Origin of the sequence: uncultured Parvibaculum sp. (assembly GCF_963975745.1) — a bacterium.
Lineage (GTDB): Bacteria > Pseudomonadota > Alphaproteobacteria > Parvibaculales > Parvibaculaceae > Parvibaculum.
Genome location: NZ_CAXBIB010000022.1, coordinates 1 through 18,351, shown reverse-complemented (window position 1 = coordinate 18,351; position 18,351 = coordinate 1). Strand labels below are relative to the sequence as shown.

Here is an 18,351-nt window from a genome sequence, read left to right as displayed (position 1 = left end):
CTACGCCATGGATTACAAGAAAAGGCTCGCTGAGGCGCTCCGCGCCGTAAAGGACGAGGGCCGTTACCGTGTCTTCGCCGATATCGTGCGCCATCGCGGGTCGTTTCCGCGGGCGACGTTCCATACGGCCGAAGGTACCAAGGACATTGTTGTCTGGTGCTCCAACGACTATCTCGGCATGGGGCAGCACCCGGCTGTTCTCGCGGCCATGCACAAGGCGATCGACGAGGTCGGTGCGGGCTCTGGTGGCACGCGCAACATCTCCGGTACTACACATTATCATGTCGAACTCGAGCGTGAGATTGCCGATCTCCACCACAAGGAATCGGCATTGCTGTTTACGTCGGGTTACGCGGCCAACGACGCAACGCTCTCGACGCTGGCGCGTATTCTGGGCGACTGCATCATCATTTCCGACGAGATGAACCACGCCTCGATGATCGAGGGGATCCGTCGCGGTGGCGGGCCGAAGCGATTGTGGCGGCACAACGATCTCGAACATCTTGAGATGCTGCTGAAAGAAATCGATCCGGCGCAGCCCAAGATTGTTGCATTTGAGTCCGTATACTCCATGGATGGCGATATTGCGCCGATCGGCGCAATCTGCGATCTGGCTCACAAATACGGCGCGCTGACCTATCTCGACGAAGTTCATGCTGTCGGCCTTTATGGGCCCCGCGGGGGTGGGATTGCCGAGCGCGATGGCGTTCTCGACAAGGTCGATATCATCGAAGGAACGCTCGCCAAGGGCTTTGGCGTCATGGGCGGCTACATTGCCGCGTCGGCCGATCTGGTCGATGTGGTTCGTTCCTATGCTCCCGGGTTCATCTTCTCGACGTCGCTTGCGCCGGTTCTTGTTGCGGGTGTGCTGGCGGCCGTTCGTCACCTCAAGACAAGCAATGTCGAACGTGAAAGGCATCAGGAACGCGCTATGACGTTGCGCCGGATGCTGGCGGACGCCGGATTACCGGTCATGTGGTGCGAGAGCCATATCGTGCCGGTGATGGTCGGCGATCCGGTCGTATGTAAACAGGTCAGCGATGATCTGTTGCAGGACTACAATATTTATGTTCAGCCAATCAATTATCCGACGGTGCCTCGGGGCACCGAGCGGCTGCGATTTACGCCATGTCCGGTGCATAGCGACGACATGATGCGTGATCTTGTTAGGGCGCTCGACCAGGTCTGGACGCGCCGCAAGATTCGGCGTGCCGCCTGATCGTCCCCAGGACGACGATACAGACTCCAATGGTGGAGCCGGCGGGGTGCGCCGCGAGATCATTTTTGAATTCACGCCTATCGGCGCCAGCGTCAAGGTGACGGCCGTGGATGTTTCCAGCGGTCTGGAAGTGTCCGTCGTAGCTCCATCGTCGGCCGCCCGTACGGAACTTGAACGTGTCGCATTGCAGAAGCTGCGATACATGCTTGGCCGGCAGGCCGACCATGGGAGCGGCACAAAGAAACCGCGCGACCGCGAGGATCCGGACGGTGGAGGAATTGTCGTCTAGAGACGGTTAGCGTGCCGTGCGTTTTTTCTTGCGGGTGCGCGGCGTTGTGCCGGCGCCGACGCGGCCGAGACCGATTTGCTTGGCAAGCTTGGAGCGCTGTGCTGCATAGTTGGGCGCGACCATCGGATAGTCGTGCGGCAACCCCCAGCGCGCCTTGTATTCCTCGGGCGAAAGGCCGTATTGCGAGCGCAGATAGCGCTTCAGCATTTTCAGCTTCTTCCCGTCTTCGAGACAGATGATGTAATCCGCGGTTACCGATTTCTTGATCGGCACAGCCGGGGTCAGTTCGGTTTCCCGCTGTCCGCCGCCCTGCTCGATTTCAAGCAACGTTGTGTAGACAGTATGGATAAGCCCCGGGAGATCCGTCGCGGTCACAGCATTGTTGCTTACATAAGCTGCAACGATTTCCGTCGCCAGGCTCAGCATTTCCGTCGTGTCGGATTGCGGAGAAGATTTGGTCTCGTTCATTCGAGTGTATTGCCTCGCTGCAGGGATCAATTGCTGTCTGTACATGCGACGACAGTAACAGGCATCTTCTAGCGCGATAGGGATACGGCAATCAAGGAGATCAAGCGCCTCTTCTGTGATGAAGCTGGTTTAAACTCCAGCGGACCAAGGTGAATTTCTAGGAAGGCGACGGTTCGACCAGAGAATGACTTGGATCACCAAGTAAACTTCCCGTTTTTAGCCGCCGATACATCGGCGAGGGTCGGATTGCCGGGCTGTCCGCATTATGGCTTGGTTGCGGCCTGGCGCCGGGCCGCCGCAGAAAGCCGGCAAATTTGTGGTGAATTGGCTCCGTCCGACAATATATGGTATCACGCCCAGCATCGAACCCGGGCGTCCTGCGGAGCGCAGGTATTCCCGTGGCCGGGAATTCATCCGGACTAGAAGGTAGTTTTATGTCATTGAGCAATGCAGCCGCCGCACCCGGCGGCTTTTCCGGTTTCTTCACCGATGGGCTGGCGGCCAGCGATCCCGATGTTCTCAAGGCGATCGAGCTGGAACTGGAGCGTCAGCAAACGCAGATCGAATTGATCGCATCGGAGAACATTGTTTCCCGCGCCGTACTCGAGGCGCAGGGGTCGATCATGACGAACAAATATGCCGAAGGATATCCCGGCAAGCGCTATTACGGTGGTTGCGAGTTCGTCGATATCGCTGAAGAGCTTGCGATCGATCGCGCCAAGAAATTGTTTGGCTGCACCTATGCGAATGTACAGCCAAATTCAGGTTCGCAGGCCAATCAGGGTGTGATGATGGCCTTGCTGAAGCCGGGCGATACCATCATGGGCATGAGCCTTGCGGCTGGCGGTCATCTGACGCATGGCGCGGCACCCAATCAATCGGGCAAATGGTTCAAGGCCGTTCAATATGGCGTTCGCCAGCAAGACCATCTGATCGATATGGATGAAGTGGCAGCGCTTGCCAAAGAGCATCGCCCGAAGATGATCATTGCCGGCGGATCGGCCTATCCGCGCGTGATCGACTTCAAGGCTTTTCGCGAGATTGCGGATTCCGTCGGCGCGTTCTTCATGGTCGACATGGCGCATTTTGCGGGTCTGGTTGCCGGCGGCGCCCATCCAAGCCCATTGCCGTTCGCTGACATTGTCACGACCACGACGCACAAGACGCTGCGCGGGCCGCGCGGCGGCATGATCCTGTCGAACAACGAAGATATCGGCAAGAAAGTCAATTCGGCCATTTTCCCCGGCATACAGGGCGGGCCGCTCATGCACGTCATCGCCGGCAAGGCGGTGGCGTTCGGCGAGGCGCTGCGCCCGGAATTCAAGACCTATGCCCGTTCCGTGGTCGAGAATGCGCGCATGCTTGCATCGACACTTGTGGATGGCGGTGCCGCGATCGTTTCCGGTGGAACCGATACTCATCTTATGCTGGTCGACCTGCGTCCGAAGAAGCTGACCGGCAAAGTCGCCGAGGCAGCCCTTGAACGGGCTCACATCACCTGCAACAAGAATGGCATTCCGTTCGATCCCGAGAAGCCGATGGTGACGTCCGGCGTCCGGCTCGGGACGCCAGCGGGGACGACACGTGGTTTCGGTACGGCGGAATTTGCGATGATCGGCCGTCTCATCATCGAGGTGCTGGACGGGCTGGTGAAGAACGGCGAAGACGGAAACGCCGATGTCGAGGCGGATGTCCAGGGGCGCGTCGTCGAGCTTTGCCGACGCTTTCCGATCTATGGCGGCCCGAAGTAAGGGGACTGTGCGGGCGAAAAAATTTTCAGTCAGGGGGCTGGCGGCGTATGCGTTGTCCATATTGCGGAAACGAAGACACACAGGTCAAGGACTCGCGTCCGACCGAAGACAATACGGCGATCCGGCGGCGGCGGTTCTGTACGGCGTGCGGCGGGCGGTTTACCACCTTCGAGAGGGTCCAGCTCCGTGAGCTGACGATCATCAAGACCAATAACCGTCGTGTACCTTTCGATCGGGATAAACTCATGCGTTCCGTGCAAATCGCCATGCGGAAACGCCCGGTTGAGCAGGAGCGCATAGAGCGTATGGTGAGCGGTATCGTTCGGCGCCTCGAAAGTATGGGCGAAAGCGAGATTCCGTCGGCCATGATCGGACGGTTGGTGATGGAGGGATTGATGTCTCTCGACGAAGTCGCCTATGTCCGCTTTGCATCAGTCTACAAGAATTTCCGAGAGGCGAAGGATTTCGAGGAATTTCTGGGCGAACTCGGTGGGCCGATACGCAACGAGATCGACGACGACCGGTAGGCTGATGTCGCCGGCGTTCCGCTTGCAGGAAAGAAAATGAGCCGGCCGTACGACATTCAGTTCATGAAGATGGCGCTGACGCTGGCCGAGCGCGGATTGGGACAGGTTTCTCCCAATCCGGCGGTCGGTTGCGTGATCGTTCGCGACGGCGACCATGGGTCCCGGATCGTGGGGCGTGGGTGGACGCAGACTGGCGGCCGGCCACATGCCGAGACCGAGGCACTGGCGCGTGCGGGCGCCCAGGCGCGCGGGGCGACGGCGTATATCAGCCTCGAGCCTTGCGCACATCACGGCCAGACCGGACCCTGTGCCCAGGCGCTGATCGATGCCGGAATCTCACGTGTGGTCGGTGCGGTGAGCGACCCCAATCCGAAGGTTGCGGGGCGCGGGTTTGCGATGCTGGAAGCTGCCGGCGTGGAAGTCAGCGAGAATGTCTGCGGTGACGAAGCGCGTCATCTCAATGCGGGGTTCTTTCTGACCATGTCGGAGGCACGGCCGCTGGTAACATTGAAGATCGCCAGCTCGCTCGATGGACGTAGTGCCACACATGATGGCCAGAGCCAGTGGATCACCGGAGAACGTGCCCGCAATCGCGGGCATCTGTTGCGGGCGACACATGATGCGATCATGGTCGGCAGCGCCACGGCGGTGGTGGACGATCCGCAGCTTACATGCCGTCTGCCGGGGCTTGGCAAGCGTTCGCCGATCCGTATTGTCGCCGACGGCCGCCTGAGATTGCCGCTGACCGCGAAACTGGTGCGTGATGCGCGGAATGCGCCGGTCTGGCTGCTGACACTTCCGGGGGGCGACGACGCACGACGCAAGGCCTTCGAAGATTGCGGTGTGACACTGATCGACGTAGCACCTGGCGAGGATGGTCTGATGAACATGCGCCTGGCACTTGAAGAAGTTGCATCGCGCGGCGTGACGCGGCTTCTGGTCGAGGGCGGGGCGCGTCTTTCTGCCTCCCTGATGCGGGCGCGTCTGGTCGACCGGATCGAATGGTTTCAGTCGCCCAAGGTAATTGGCGGCGATGGCTATCCGGCGATTGCCGGGCTCGGGGTCAAGCATGTCGACATGGCGCCGATCTTCGCGTTGCGCGAGGTGATTTCGCTCGGCGAGGATTCGCTCTCCAGCTACGTTCTTCGGAGTTGAGCGTTCATGTTTACAGGTATCGTTACGGATGTCGGCCGGGTGCGTTCGCTGCAAAAGCGCGGTGACGTGCGTTTTGTCATTGGCACGGCCTATGACGCCGGCAGCATTGACCTCGGAGCCTCCATTGCGTGTTCGGGGTGCTGCCTGACGGTCGTCGAGAAGGGGTGCGACAAGGAGGGCGACTGGTTTGCTGTCGATGTGTCGGCGGAATCGCTCGATTGCACGACGCTCGGCAACTGGACGTCGGGATCGCGGATCAATCTCGAGCGGGCGCTCAAGGCTGGCGACGAACTGGGCGGCCATATTGTCAGTGGTCATGTGGATGGTGTTGCGCGCATTGTCGATATCAGGCCGGATGGCGCCTCGCAGCGGTTCGTCTTCGAGGCGTCCGAGGCGCTCGGCCGGTTCATCGCGCCAAAAGGGTCCGTTACGCTCGACGGTACATCGCTGACGGTCAACGAGGTCGAAGACATGCCTGCCGCAGGGGCGGACGGCGCCAATGAGCGCCGGACCCGTTTCGGGGTCAACATCATTCCGCATACACAGGCCGTCACGACCTGGGGGATGGTGAAAGCCGGCGATCCCGTTAATCTTGAAATCGACATGCTGGCCCGCTATGTGGCTCGCCTGGTTCAGAAGGATTGAGCATCGTGTACAAGGAATATCTGTCTCCGATCGAAGACGTCATCGAAGACGCGCGCAACGGCAAGATGTTCATTCTTGTCGATGCAGAAGACCGTGAGAACGAGGGCGATCTCGTCATTCCAGCGCAGATGTGCACACCCGAGGCGGTCAATTTCATGGCCAAATATGGCCGCGGACTGATCTGTCTGACTCTGACCAATGACCGGGCGAAGCAACTCAATCTGCAGCTCATGTCATCCACCAACCAGTCGCGGCACCAGACGGCCTTTACCGTTTCCATCGAAGCGCGTGAGGGCATTTCGACCGGCATCTCGGCGCACGACCGCGCCCATACCGTTTCCGTTGCCATCGACCCGACCAAAGGCGCAACGGACATCGTTTCGCCCGGCCATGTATTTCCGCTGGTGGCGCGGGATGGCGGTGTTCTGGTGCGTGCGGGGCACACCGAGTCGGCTGTCGATATCGCGCGGCTTGCCGGTCTCTATCCGGCCGGCGTCATCTGCGAGATCATGAACGATGACGGCACGATGGCGCGGCTGCCGGACCTCGTTCAGTTTGCGCAGCTTCACGGGCTCAAGATCGCGACTATCGCCGACCTCATCGCCTATCGGCGCCGTTACGACAATTTCATTCATCGCGCAATCGAAACCGAGGTCGAGACCAAGGCCGGCGGCGAATTCAAGCTGATGGTCTATCTCAATACTGTCGAGTATGCCGAACACATCGCACTGGTGAAGGGCGATATCTCGACACCCGAACCGGTGCTGGTGCGTATGCATGCCATCAACGTTTTCGACGACATTCTGGGAGCGACCGGGCCGCGGTCGGATCTTCTGGACCAGTCGATGCGGATCATCAACGAAGAAGGTCGGGGAATCATCGTGCTGATCCGGGACACGACAGCCACCGTTGTTTCCGACATGTTGCTGCGCAAGGGCGAGGGGGGGGAGCATGGAATGCCGCGCCGGCTACGCGAGTATGGCGTTGGTGCGCAGATTCTCCTCGATCTAGGCGTTCATGACATGGTGCTGCTGTCCGACACCGATCGCAGCATTGTGGGGATCGACGGGTATGGATTGCGGATCGTCGAACAGCGACCGATCAACAGGGGCGTTGCCGAGGGAGCAAAAGCCCGGCCCGTCAGGGAGACAACCTCGTGATGACCACCAACGCACATATCCTGATCGTGGAGGCACGCTTCTACGAAGATCTTGCCGACGAACTTGCACGCGGCGCCATTGCTGCGATCGAGGCGCGAGGCGCTACATGGCAGCGCATATCGGTGCCCGGCGTGCTGGAGATTCCCGCGGCGATCAAATATGCGATCGACGCAATGGCGCATGGTGCCTTTACAAAAGCCATTGATGGATTCGTGACGCTTGGTTGTGTCATTCGCGGTGAAACGACGCATTACGATATCGTTTCGAATGAATCCGCGCGCGCGCTCATGGATATCGCGGTCGAACGTTCGCTTGCGCTCGGGAACGGAATCCAGACCGTCGAGAACGAGGCCCAGGCATGGGCCCGGGCCAAGATGGATCAGAAGAACAAGGGCGGCGGTGCAGCCAATGCCTGTCTCGACATGATTGAACTCAAGCGCAGCATGGGAGCCTGAGCCGCGGCTCAGAACAAAATGAACTCTGAGCCCGCAGAACCAGCATCAGGTCGACATGTCGACGCCAAAGCGCGCAGCGCTGCACGTCTGGGTGCCGTTCAGGCGCTTTATCAGATGGATATCGCCGGGACGCCGCTTGAAGATGCGATTGACGAATTCACGCAACATCTTCTTGAAAGGCCGATGGAAAATGAAGAGATCGTCGAAGCCGATACGGATCATTTCGACGATATCGTTCGCGGCGTGGTCCGCGAACAGCGCGAACTCGATGTGCAAGTGAACGGTGCGCTGGCGAAAGGATGGTCGCTTGCGCGGCTTGACGCGACGTTGCGGGCCATTCTTCGCTCCGGCGTCTACGAGCTTCGTCGTTGCAAGGATGTGCCTGTCAAGGTCGTCATTAACGAATATGTCGATGTGGCGCATGCCTTCTTCGAAGGGGATGAACCAGGCGTCGTCAATGCCGTTCTCGACCGGCTCGGCCGCGAAATCCGACGCGACGCAGGAGCGGATCATGGCGCCGCCGGACAGGGCTGAGGCACGCGACGAATTTACGCTGATCGCGGAGTTGTTCGCACCGCTTGCCGCGTCGGCGCCGGAAGCGCTGGGGCTCACGGACGATGCCGCGCTTTATGCTGTCCGTCCGGGGCATCAATCCATCCTTACTGTGGATGCGATGGTCGAGGGCGTTCATTTTCTGCCCGACGATCCGGCCGAAGCGGTGGCGCGCAAACTGTTGCGGGTCAATCTATCGGATCTGGCGGCCAAGGGAGCTGTGCCGAAAGGCTATCTGCTGGTCACCGCCTGGCAATCGGACACCGATATCGGCTGGATGCGGTCGTTTGCGGCAGGGTTGGCCGGCGACCAGGAGACCTACGGTATCTCGCTCTGGGGCGGCGACACGGTGCGGACGCCGGGTCCGCCGACATTCACGCTGACGGCCATCGGAGAGGTGCCCGAAGGCCAAATGATGCATCGGCGGGGCGCCGGTGTCGGGGACGGTATCTACGTAACCGGAACGATTGGCGATGCTGCGCTCGGCCTCAAGGTTCTGCAAGGTAGTCTTGGCGATCTCGGTGCCGCGCACCGGGATTGGCTACGTGACCGCTACCGGTTGCCCAGGCCGCGGCTGGCCGCGGGGCAGGGGCTGCGGGAAATCGCACATGCAGCGCTCGATGTATCTGATGGCCTGATGGCCGATCTGGGCCATCTGTGCGCGGTTTCCGGTGTCGGTGCCCGAATCGAGATGGCGCGGCTGCCGCTGTCCGACGCGGCGCGCGCCGCTCTTGCCAGGGACGCCGGGTTGATCGGGGCGATTGCCGGTGGCGGCGACGATTACGAGATTCTGTTCGCGGCCCCTCCGGGACGGGGGCCCGATATCGCCCGTGTCGCTGCGGAAACGCAGACCCCGATTGCCCGAATCGGGACCATCCTGCCTGCCGCAGAGGGGGTATTTGCGGTCGATTCCGACGGCCGCCCCCTGGCACTCAAGCATTTGGGATATCGTCATTTTTAGGCCAACCGACCGTCCGGACGGGCGGTTGCTTTCCCAAGCCGTATTTGGCATCTTTCCGCGCGATTTCTGCATTCGGCTGGGGGAGGACTTCCGGCGCGGCAGCGCCGGAGGCCGAGTGGAAGTTCCCGCCGGTACAATCCGTCAAGGAAACCTAAGGACAAAACAATGAGCACTGCTTTGTGGGCTATTATCGGCTGCGGGCTGCTGGCGCTCGTCTACGGCATCTGGGCTATCCGCTCGGTGCTGGCGATGGATGCAGGCAATGCGCGCATGCAGGAGATCGCAGCGGCGATCCAGGAAGGCGCCAGCGCCTATCTCGCGCGTCAGTACACGACCATCGCCATCGTCGGCGCGGTCATCTTCCTTATCGTCTGGTACTTGCTGACCCTGAAAGTCGCGATCGGCTTCCTGGTCGGTGCGACGCTGTCGGGCGCGGCGGGCTATATCGGCATGCTGGTTTCGGTGCGCGCCAATGTGCGCACCACGCAAGCCTCCAGCGTCAGTCTCTCGGCCGGCCTCAATGTGGCGTTCAAGTCCGGTGCGGTAACGGGCATGCTCGTTGCGGGTCTCGCGCTGCTGTCGGTCGCGGTCTATTACGCAGTGCTGACGGTCCATCTCGGCCTTGATGCCGGGTCGCGCGAAGTCATCGACGCTCTTGTCGCGCTCGGTTTCGGTGCTTCGCTGATTTCGATCTTCGCACGTCTCGGCGGCGGTATCTTCACCAAGGGTGCTGACGTGGGCGGCGATCTTGTCGGCAAGGTCGAAGCCGGTATTCCGGAAGACGATCCCCGCAATCCCGCGACGATCGCCGACAATGTCGGCGACAATGTCGGCGATTGCGCCGGCATGGCGGCCGACCTTTTCGAAACCTATGCGGTGACGGTTGTCGCCACGATGGTTCTGGCCTCGATCTTCTTTGTCGGCGCCGGGCTCGACAACATGATGCTCTATCCGCTGGCCATTGGCGGTGCCTGCATCGTGACCTCGATCATCGGCACGTTCTTCGTGCGGCTCGGCAAGAGCAACAACATCATGGGCGCGCTCTACAAGGGCTTCATCGCTTCAGCAGTGCTGTCGCTGATCGCGCTCTATTTCGTGACCGATGCCGTCATCGGTCTCGACTCCGAGTTTGTCGTCAACGGAAAGCCATTTACCGGCTTCAGCCTTTATATCTGCGGTATCGCCGGTCTGATCGTGACCGGCCTCATCATCTGGATCACCGAATACTATACGGGCGTCAATTTTCGTCCGGTGCGGTCGGTGGCGGCGGCTTCGGCCACCGGGCATGGTACCAATGTGATCCAGGGCCTGGCGATCTCGATGGAAGCGACGGCGTTGCCGGCGCTGGTCATCGTTGTCGGCATTCTTGTCACCTACGGTCTTGCTGGTCTCTTCGGCATCGCCATCGCGGTGACGACCATGCTGGCGCTGGCCGGTATGGTGGTTGCGCTCGACGCCTTCGGCCCGGTGACGGACAACGCGGGCGGCATCGCCGAGATGGCGGACCTTCCGGCCGACGTTCGCAAGACGACCGACGCACTCGATGCCGTCGGCAACACGACGAAGGCGGTCACCAAGGGCTATGCGATCGGTTCGGCGGGCCTCGGCGCGCTGGTGCTCTTCGCAGCCTATACGGAAGACCTGAAGTTCTTCGCGGCCAACTCGGAGACCTACGGGTACTTCGCTGGTGTCAGCCCCGACTTCTCGCTCTCCAACCCGTATGTTGTGATCGGTCTCTTCATCGGCGGCCTGCTGCCTTACCTGTTCGGTTCGATGGGCATGACCGCCGTTGGTCGCGCCGCGGGCTCGGTCGTCGAGGAAGTGCGTCGTCAGTTCAAGGCCGATCCGGGCATCATGGCCGGCACGTCCAAGCCTGACTACGCGCGTGCGGTCGACATGCTGACCAAGGCCGCGATCAAGGAAATGATCATCCCGTCGATGCTGCCGGTTCTGTCGCCGGTTGTGCTGTATTTCATCATCCTCGGCATTGCCGACAAGTCGGCCGCCTTCTCGGCGGTCGGTGCGATGCTGCTCGGTGTCATCGTGACCGGTCTCTTCGTTGCCATCTCGATGACCTCCGGTGGCGGTGCTTGGGACAATGCAAAGAAGTACATCGAGGACGGCAACTATGGCGGCAAGGGCTCCGAAGCCCACAAGGCTGCCGTGACCGGCGACACGGTGGGTGACCCTTACAAGGACACCGCCGGCCCGGCCGTCAATCCGATGATCAAGATCACCAACATCGTGGCGCTTCTGCTGCTGGCGGTGCTGGCTCACTAAACCGGCTTCAAGGCCGACAAGGAAAGGCCCTGAGGGAGAAATCCCGCGGGGCCTTTTCGCACGTTTGACCGACGGGCCGAATAGACTGAAACTGCAGGCGATGCGACAGGGAGGGGCCGGTGCCGGAAGCGACCGTTTTTTATGAAATAGCGGCCCTCTTGATGCTGGCTTCGTTGATCGGCCTGTTGGGCATCTGGTTGCGCCAGCCGATGATCGTCAGCTTCATCATTGTCGGCATGCTGGCAGGCCCCGCCGGTTTTGACATCGTCCAGTCGACCGACTATCTGAAGCTGCTTTCTGAGCTCGGCGTGACGCTGCTCCTGTTCCTCGTTGGCCTGAAGCTCGATCTCAACCTGGTGCGGACGCTCGGCGTGGTCGCACTGAACACCGGCGTTGGACAAATTCTCTTCACGTCGGTCGTCGGGTTTCTGATCTGCATCGGCCTCGGCATGTCGCCGATTGCAAGCCTTTATGTGGCTGTCGCCCTCACATTTTCCAGCACCATCATCATCGTCAAGCTGCTGTCGGACAAACGCGAACTCGACGCCCTTCACGGCCGGATTGCGCTCGGTTTCCTGATCGTACAAGACCTTGCGGTCGTGCTCGCGATGGCGGTCATGTCGGCGCTGACTGCGAGCGCCGCTGAGGAGACCGGACTTGTCGACGCTGCACTGGCGCTTGCGGCCGGCGCCGTGCCGCTGATTTTGCTCTGGCTTGTCGTCAGCCGCGTCGCGCACCCCATCCTCAGCCGCATGGCCAAGGCGCCTGAATTGCTGATCGTCTTCGCGCTGGGGCTGGCGGCGGCCTTTGCGGCCCTTGGCGAGTATCTTGGCTTCAGCAAGGAGCTTGGCGGTCTGATCGCGGGGGTAGCGCTGGCCTCGACGCCTTTCCGGGAAGCCATCGGATCGCGGCTGACGAGTCTGCGTGACTTCCTGCTGGTGTTCTTTTTCATTTCGCTCGGCTCCCATCTCGACCTGCGTGTCGTCGGCGATGCTGTGGGACCGGCGATTCTGCTTTCGCTTTTCGTGCTGATCGGAAATCCGCTGATCGTGATGGCGATCATGGGGCTGATGGGATACCGCAAACGTACCGGGTTTCTGGCCGGCCTGACGGTCGCCCAGATCAGCGAATTCTCACTGATCTTCATTGCGCTCGGGCTCGGGCTTGGTCATGTCAGCGAAGATGCCGTGGGACTTGTGACGCTGGTCGGCGTGATCACCATTGGCCTCTCGACCTACATGATCCTCTATTCCCAACCGCTCTATAGTTTTATCGAGCCCTATCTCGGCATCTTCGAGCGCCGGATCGCGCATCGCGAGCAGCAGATTTCCGATGGAACGTCCGCGGCACGCTACGACGTCATTCTTTTCGGGCTGGGTCGGTATGGACGTTCACTCTATTCGGGGTTTCGCGAGCGCGGCCTGGGTGTGCTGGGTGTCGATTTCGACCCGGATGTGATCCGCGATTGGGGGCACAGCGGCGCAAGCGTGATGTATGGCGACCTGTTTGATCCGGACATGCATGAATCATTGCCGCTGGGAACGGCGCGCTACATCATTATCGCAGTGCCGCCCCATGAAATCGGGGTCACGCATGAGGATCCGCGTTTGGCGCTTGTCGAAGCGGTCAGGGGGCGGGGCTTCGGCGGGCACATTGCTGCGATTGCCAGCAGCGATGCTGACGGCGCGATGCTGCGATCAAAGGGTGTCGACACGACGCTGCGGCCCTTCTCGGATGCCGCCGAAAGGGCCATCGAGAAATTGTTCGGAACGCCCGAAGCGGATGTCGGGTAGCGCCCGGCCGCCGTTTGCTTTACCGGCGGCCGCCCGGATTTCCTGTGCCGACGCCCGGTATGGCGGCGCCCGGGGCGTTGTAGCGTCCGAGATTGCCGAAGATCTGTCCAAGCACCGTTAGTTCCTTGCCGCGTGTTGGCGTGGTGCGATCGACGAAATTGACGATCTGCCCATCTTCGAGGCCGTAGTAAGCAACCTCCTGGACCACATCGGTCTTTTCAAAATAGAATGCCGCAACGGCCCGATCGACTTCCTTCGGACGGTAAAAAGTGGTCGTTTCGAACTTGCTGGATATGTAGTACCAAGCCTCGCCGTCGACGGTTGACGTCGTCGAGGGTGACCCCATGATCGAGCGGACCTGCTCCTTGCTGGTGATGCCAGGCTGAATCTTCGTCAGGTCGTTCGGATCGAAAATGTAACCTCGTTCCTCCACGACGGGTGAACATGCCGCCAGCACCGCCGCAGATGTAGTCAGGCAGGCGGCGATCATGATCGTCCGGACGGTTTGGCTCAGACGCGGCGGTGTCATTGATGAGGCTCCTGGGACCGAAAGTTCTGACGTTGACCTACCCTTGTCGCCCGGTAAATTCAATCGACATATGCGGCCGAGGGCAAGCCGTATGCCCAGCCGCCGGAGCCAAGCCATGATATGGAAACGAATTTTCGCTCGGAACCGCGGCGAAGATGAGGCCTTTTCGCTGTACCGGGCGGTTGTGGCCCAGTCGCGGCTGCCTGGATTCTATCTCCATGGTGGGGTCCCCGACACGGTCGAGGGTCGATTCGAGATGGTCTGCCTTCATGCCTTTCTGGTCTTGCGGCGCCTGCGGGCCGGCGGTGCGGAGGGGCGGGCGCTGGGTCAACGGCTATTCGACATTCTCTTCGACGATATGGACCAGACATTGCGGGAGATGGGCGTAGGCGACCTTTCGGTCGGCAAGAAGATCAAGGCGATGGCATCGTCTTTCTATGGCCGCATTGGTGCCTATGAGGAAGGGTTGCGTGCCGATGGCGAGGCGCTGCTTGCCGAGGCGCTGGCCCGCAATGTGTTCGGAGAAACCGAGACAACGGCGCAAGCGGTCGGCCTTGCCTCTTATGCAAGGCGGTGCGATCTGACGCTCGCAGCGCAACCTTTCGAGGAGATCACGGCTGGTCGTGTGGACTTCATGCCCCCGCCCGAAGAGGCGGGCGCGGCGGCCGGCCTTGCGGCTGGAATCTGATCCATGACGCTGCAAACACCATCTGTCCCTGAACCCGAGTTCAGACTCAGGATTGCCGCCAAGGATGTGCCACCCACTGGTGCGCAGATCGCATTCGAAGCCGATGCAAAGACACGTGCGGCACTGGCGCGGCGCTTCGGCATTCTCGAACTGCAAGTCCTTCGTGGAACGGCGCGGATCAGACCGTTTCGCAAGCATGGGCTAATACTCGACTGCCGGTTCGAGGCGCAGCTCACGCAGTCCTGTGTCGTGACGCTCGATCCCGTGCCGCAGCGGATCGATGAAAATTTTACCCGGCGCTGGATGCCGGCGCATCTGGTCGAGCCGGACGGGATCGCCGATGGCCGGGAGATACTGGTTGAGGCCGAGGGCGACGATGCACCGGAGCCCATGGAGAACGGTGCAATCGATATTGGCGAGGCCGTTGCGGAGGCGCTGGCGCTAGCCATCGAACCTTATCCCCGGCGACCGGACGCAGCGTATAATCCTTCTCCTGAGGCTTCCGCCGCCGCTGCGGAAGAACGCCCCAATCCTTTTGCCGTGCTTGAGAAACTCAAGAAAAATGACTGATTCGCCGGGATTTCGGGTCATTTCCAGCTATTGTTTCACATCGACAACCTTGTATCTTCCGGGCGCGTGCCGGCCGATGGCGCGCAGGGATTCTTGAAGAGGACCTCCAGGTGACGCGAGGAATAACCATAGCGCTGGACGGCATGGGGGGGGACCACGGGCCTGCGACGGTAATCGGTGGTGCAGAAGTTGCCTCGATCCGGCATCCCGATGTGCGTTTCCTGATCTATGGCGACGAGGCCCGGATTCGTCCGCTGCTTGAGAAGCATCCGCGCGTCGCCTCCGTCAGCGAGATCGTGCATACAGATATCGCCGTGTCGATGACGGACAAGCCGAGCCAGGCACTTCGGCGGGGCCGCAAGACGAGCAGTATGTGGCTCGCCATCGATGCGGTGAAGGAGGGCAAGGCGCAGGTCGTCGTCTCGGCGGGCAATACGGGCGCGCTGATGGCGATGTCGAAGGTCATCCTCAAGACGATGCCGAATGTCGAGCGGCCGGCGCTGGCCGCGCTCTGGCCGACCGCGCGGGGCGAGAGCGTCGTGCTCGATCTCGGCGCGACCATCGGACCGGATGCGTCGCAGCTCGTCCAGTTCGCCGTGATGGGCGAGGCCTTTGCGCGTGTCGTCTTCAATCTGGAGCGACCGCTGGTCGGCCTGCTCAATATCGGTGAGGAAGAGGTCAAGGGCACTGAGCAGGTGAAGGACGCCGCGCAGATGCTGCGTGACGCACAGCTTCCGATGCATTTTCACGGCTTTGTCGAAGGGGACGATATTTCGAAGGGAACCGTCGATGTGGTCGTGACGGACGGCTATACGGGCAACATCGCGTTGAAGACGGCCGAAGGTACAGCCCGGCTGGTCATGGAATATCTGCGGGCGGCCATCAGCCGTTCGCTCATGGCCCGTATCGGTTATCTGTTCGCAAAAGGGGCCTTTCGTGCGTTGGCCGCCAAGCTCGATCCGCGGGCGTCGAACGGAGCGGTTTTTCTCGGTCTCAACGGGCTGGTTGTCAAAAGCCATGGTGGAACCGATGCGACGGGCTTTGCCGCGGCCATCGATGTGGCCGTCGATGTCGCCTCGGCCGATCTGGTCAGCAGGATCACGGCCGATCTCTGCCTTCTCAACGGATTTGACGCCGACGCCAACGGTCAGAGCCCAAAAACAAACACACCGGAATCCGAGGCAGTTCTTTCGTGAGTACAATCAGGACAGTAATCAAGGGCACAGGCAGCTTTCTGCCGGACCGTGTGATGACCAACGACGATCTCGCAAGGGTCGTCGACACGACCGATGAATGGATCGTGGAGCGAACAGGCATTCATCGGCGGCATATTGCGGCCGATGGCGAGCTGACCTCGCACCTTGCGCTGGCGGCGGCGCGGGCGGCTATCGCCGATGCCGGAATCGATGTGCAGGAAATCGACACGATCATTCTGGCAACAACAACACCCGACAATACGTTTCCAGCGACGGCGGTCTCGGTCCAGGCCGATCTTGGCCTGCACCACGGCGCGGCGTTCGACATTCAGGCCGTCTGTTCGGGCTTCGTCTATGCGCTGACTATTGCCGACACGTTCATCCGCACCGGCCAGTCGAAGACAGCGCTGGTGATCGGGGCCGAGACGTTTTCGCGGCTGCTTGACTGGACCGATCGCACGACTTGCGTGCTGTTCGGCGACGGGGCGGGCGCGGTCGTCGTCACCGGCATGGAGGGTGCCGGCACGAATGCCGATCGCGGCGTGCTGACCGCCCATCTTCATTCGGACGGTCGCTACAAGGAAAAGCTCTATGTCGACGGCGGGCCCTCGTCGACGCAGTCGACCGGTCATGTCCGCATGGAAGGCCGTGAGGTGTTTCGTCATGCCGTGGTCAATATTGCCGAGGCGATCAACGAATCGCTGGCGGCAACCGGGCTGACGGCCGACCAGATCGACTGGTTCGTGCCGCATCAGGCCAACAAACGCATCCTCGACGGGACCGCGAAACGCATCGGTTTGCCGCCCGAGAAGGTGGTGCTGACGGTGGCCGACCAGGGCAATACATCGGCGGCATCGGTGCCGCTGGCGCTCGATACGGCGGTCAGGGATGGCCGAATCAAGCGGGGCGACCTCGTTCTGCTGGAAGCGATGGGCGGCGGATTCACATGGGGCTCGGTTCTGCTCCGGTTCTAGGGACGGCTGCCGGAAGGCAGAATGACTCTTGAATCCCGAACTTGAGAAAAATCGCCCATCCCATTGATATTGACGGGTTTCCGGCGGGGCAATAGGCTTCGGGAGAAACTGCAGAGGTGGAGGCCATGGGGGAAACTGTCACGCGTGCGCAATTGAGCGAGGCGGTCTATCAGGAAGTCGGCTTGTCGCGGAACGAGTCGGCGGAGCTGGTGGAACTGGTGTTGTCGCAGATCGCCGACAGTCTGGCGCAGGGCGAAACCGTCAAGCTGTCGTCTTTCGGATCGTTCTCGGTACGGAAGAAGGGCGGCCGCATGGGCCGCAATCCGAAAACCGGCGAGGAAGTGCCGATCAAGCCGCGGCGGGTTCTGGTGTTCCGGCCGAGCCATGTGCTCAAGGAGCGCATCAACGGAGCGCTGAGCGGCAAGTCGGCGGCCGCCGACTAGGCGACGGGGCGGTGCGTCATTGAGCCGGCCCGTGTTCATCCATCGTGTTCGGGAAGGTCAGCAGGGACCTGATTTGACGATACAAAAGTCAGCCGATGCCTTTCGTACCATCAGCGAGGTCGCAGCCGAGCTCGATGTGCCGCAGCATGTGCTGCGTTTCTGGGAGAGCAAGTTCAACCAGATCCGGCCGCTGAAGCGCGGCGGCGGGCGGCGCTATTACCGGCCCGAGGATGTCGACCTGCTGCGCGGCGTCCGGACGCTGCTCTACAATGACGGCTATACCATCAAGGGCGTCCAGAAAGTCTTTCGCGAACAAGGCGTTAAGTTCGTCACCGAGACCGGCAAGGGGATGGTCGACGCCTCTGTGGCCGAGCTTGCGCGCGAGGCGGTCGAGCGCGGCGATCAGGAAGAGCGCGACGGCATCGAGCGTCCGATCAAGGGCGCCGGCCGCAAGCAGCTGGCGGCGATCCTGGAGGACCTGATTTCGTTGAAGGACGAGATCGACGAGACGCTCTGGGCGGATGAGGAAGAGGAGGGCTGAGAGCCTTCAAAAATAACGGAAAAAGCCCGATTTGAGCCGTTGCCGCAATGGGGTGCTGCGTCTATAGTCCGCGCCGCCTGAGGGGTTCGCTCCTCGTCCGGTCGGAGCGTAGCGCAGCCCGGTAGCGCACTTGTCTGGGGGACAAGGGGTCGTCG

Annotated in this window: 20 protein-coding genes; 18 read left to right on the top strand and 2 right to left on the bottom strand. The window is 61.1% G+C overall.

Annotated features, from left to right (window positions below; translation table 11 throughout):
- The first annotated feature begins 7 nt into the window (after window positions 1–7).
- The gene (hemA, locus tag AAC071_RS14965) at window positions 8–1,219 is read left to right on the top strand and encodes a 5-aminolevulinate synthase (protein ID WP_339834125.1); all 1,212 of its coding nucleotides are present in this window, start codon (window positions 8–10) and stop codon (window positions 1,217–1,219) included.
- A gap of 46 nt (window positions 1,220–1,265) precedes the next feature.
- On the top strand, window positions 1,266–1,508 hold the full coding sequence (locus tag AAC071_RS14960; RefSeq protein WP_339834039.1) for a serine hydroxymethyltransferase: 243 nt from the start codon (window positions 1,266–1,268) through the stop codon (window positions 1,506–1,508).
- Between the two features lie 6 nt (window positions 1,509–1,514).
- On the opposite strand, the gene AAC071_RS14955 is transcribed toward AAC071_RS14960, so the two are convergent.
- Window positions 1,515–1,976, bottom strand: coding sequence for a MucR family transcriptional regulator (locus AAC071_RS14955; protein WP_339834037.1), 462 nt, complete (start codon window positions 1,974–1,976; stop codon window positions 1,515–1,517).
- 434 nt (window positions 1,977–2,410) lie between these two features.
- Between AAC071_RS14955 and glyA the strand changes: the two genes are divergently transcribed.
- From glyA to AAC071_RS14905, 10 genes are all read left to right on the top strand, one after another.
- Window positions 2,411–3,727 carry a serine hydroxymethyltransferase gene (gene glyA / locus AAC071_RS14950; RefSeq protein ID WP_339834034.1) on the top strand — a complete coding sequence of 439 codons (1,317 nt, stop codon included), beginning with the start codon at window positions 2,411–2,413 and terminating at the stop codon, window positions 3,725–3,727.
- Between the two features lie 47 nt (window positions 3,728–3,774).
- Window positions 3,775–4,254 carry a transcriptional regulator NrdR gene (gene nrdR / locus AAC071_RS14945; protein ID WP_339834031.1) on the top strand — a complete coding sequence of 160 codons (480 nt, stop codon included), beginning with the start codon at window positions 3,775–3,777 and terminating at the stop codon, window positions 4,252–4,254.
- Between the two features lie 36 nt (window positions 4,255–4,290).
- A complete protein-coding gene (gene ribD, locus AAC071_RS14940) occupies window positions 4,291–5,409 on the top strand; it encodes a bifunctional diaminohydroxyphosphoribosylaminopyrimidine deaminase/5-amino-6-(5-phosphoribosylamino)uracil reductase RibD (protein ID WP_339834028.1) in 1,119 nt (372 codons plus the stop codon).
- A 6-nt stretch (window positions 5,410–5,415) separates the two neighbouring features.
- Complete coding sequence (locus tag AAC071_RS14935) at window positions 5,416–6,054, top strand: riboflavin synthase (RefSeq protein ID WP_339834025.1); 639 nt, start codon at window positions 5,416–5,418, stop codon at window positions 6,052–6,054.
- Window positions 6,055–6,059: 5 nt separating this feature from the next.
- The gene (gene ribB / locus AAC071_RS14930) at window positions 6,060–7,214 is read left to right on the top strand and encodes a 3,4-dihydroxy-2-butanone-4-phosphate synthase (protein WP_339834023.1); all 1,155 of its coding nucleotides are present in this window, start codon (window positions 6,060–6,062) and stop codon (window positions 7,212–7,214) included.
- Complete coding sequence (gene ribH / locus AAC071_RS14925) at window positions 7,214–7,669, top strand: 6,7-dimethyl-8-ribityllumazine synthase (RefSeq protein WP_339834021.1); 456 nt, start codon at window positions 7,214–7,216, stop codon at window positions 7,667–7,669. The genes ribB and ribH overlap by 1 nt, the downstream gene beginning before the upstream one ends.
- Before the next feature lie 114 nt (window positions 7,670–7,783).
- Window positions 7,784–8,203, top strand: coding sequence for a transcription antitermination factor NusB (gene nusB / locus AAC071_RS14920; RefSeq protein WP_339834019.1), 420 nt, complete (start codon window positions 7,784–7,786; stop codon window positions 8,201–8,203).
- The gene (thiL, locus tag AAC071_RS14915; protein WP_339834017.1) at window positions 8,127–9,182 is read left to right on the top strand and encodes a thiamine-phosphate kinase; all 1,056 of its coding nucleotides are present in this window, start codon (window positions 8,127–8,129) and stop codon (window positions 9,180–9,182) included. The genes nusB and thiL overlap by 77 nt, the downstream gene beginning before the upstream one ends.
- A gap of 165 nt (window positions 9,183–9,347) precedes the next feature.
- Window positions 9,348–11,462: a sodium-translocating pyrophosphatase gene (locus tag AAC071_RS14910; RefSeq protein ID WP_339834015.1), complete on the top strand. Its 2,115-nt coding sequence runs from the start codon at window positions 9,348–9,350 to the stop codon at window positions 11,460–11,462.
- 119 nt (window positions 11,463–11,581) lie between these two features.
- Window positions 11,582–13,255, top strand: a complete 1,674-nt coding sequence (locus AAC071_RS14905) for a cation:proton antiporter (protein ID WP_339834012.1) — start codon at window positions 11,582–11,584, stop codon at window positions 13,253–13,255.
- A gap of 19 nt (window positions 13,256–13,274) precedes the next feature.
- On the opposite strand, the gene bamE is transcribed toward AAC071_RS14905, so the two are convergent.
- Window positions 13,275–13,784, bottom strand: a complete 510-nt coding sequence (bamE, locus tag AAC071_RS14900) for an outer membrane protein assembly factor BamE (RefSeq protein ID WP_339834009.1) — start codon at window positions 13,782–13,784, stop codon at window positions 13,275–13,277.
- Window positions 13,785–13,899: 115 nt separating this feature from the next.
- On the opposite strand from bamE, the gene AAC071_RS14895 reads away from it, so the two are divergent.
- The 6 genes from AAC071_RS14895 to AAC071_RS14870 all read left to right on the top strand — a co-directional run bounded on the left by AAC071_RS14895 (window position 13,900) and on the right by AAC071_RS14870 (window position 18,196).
- A complete protein-coding gene (locus AAC071_RS14895; protein WP_339834006.1) occupies window positions 13,900–14,472 on the top strand; it encodes a ubiquinol-cytochrome C chaperone family protein in 573 nt (190 codons plus the stop codon).
- A gap of 3 nt (window positions 14,473–14,475) precedes the next feature.
- Window positions 14,476–15,042: a YceD family protein gene (locus AAC071_RS14890; RefSeq protein WP_339834002.1), complete on the top strand. Its 567-nt coding sequence runs from the start codon at window positions 14,476–14,478 to the stop codon at window positions 15,040–15,042.
- Window positions 15,043–15,152: 110 nt separating this feature from the next.
- The gene (plsX, locus tag AAC071_RS14885; RefSeq protein ID WP_339833999.1) at window positions 15,153–16,238 is read left to right on the top strand and encodes a phosphate acyltransferase PlsX; all 1,086 of its coding nucleotides are present in this window, start codon (window positions 15,153–15,155) and stop codon (window positions 16,236–16,238) included.
- Window positions 16,235–17,212, top strand: a complete 978-nt coding sequence (locus AAC071_RS14880; protein ID WP_339833996.1) for a beta-ketoacyl-ACP synthase III — start codon at window positions 16,235–16,237, stop codon at window positions 17,210–17,212. Before plsX ends, AAC071_RS14880 begins: the two co-directional genes overlap by 4 nt.
- Window positions 17,213–17,337: 125 nt before the next feature.
- Window positions 17,338–17,655, top strand: coding sequence for an integration host factor subunit alpha (locus AAC071_RS14875; RefSeq protein ID WP_339833993.1), 318 nt, complete (start codon window positions 17,338–17,340; stop codon window positions 17,653–17,655).
- Between the two features lie 73 nt (window positions 17,656–17,728).
- Complete coding sequence (locus AAC071_RS14870) at window positions 17,729–18,196, top strand: MerR family transcriptional regulator (RefSeq protein ID WP_339833990.1); 468 nt, start codon at window positions 17,729–17,731, stop codon at window positions 18,194–18,196.
- The last annotated feature ends 155 nt before the right edge of the window (window positions 18,197–18,351 follow it).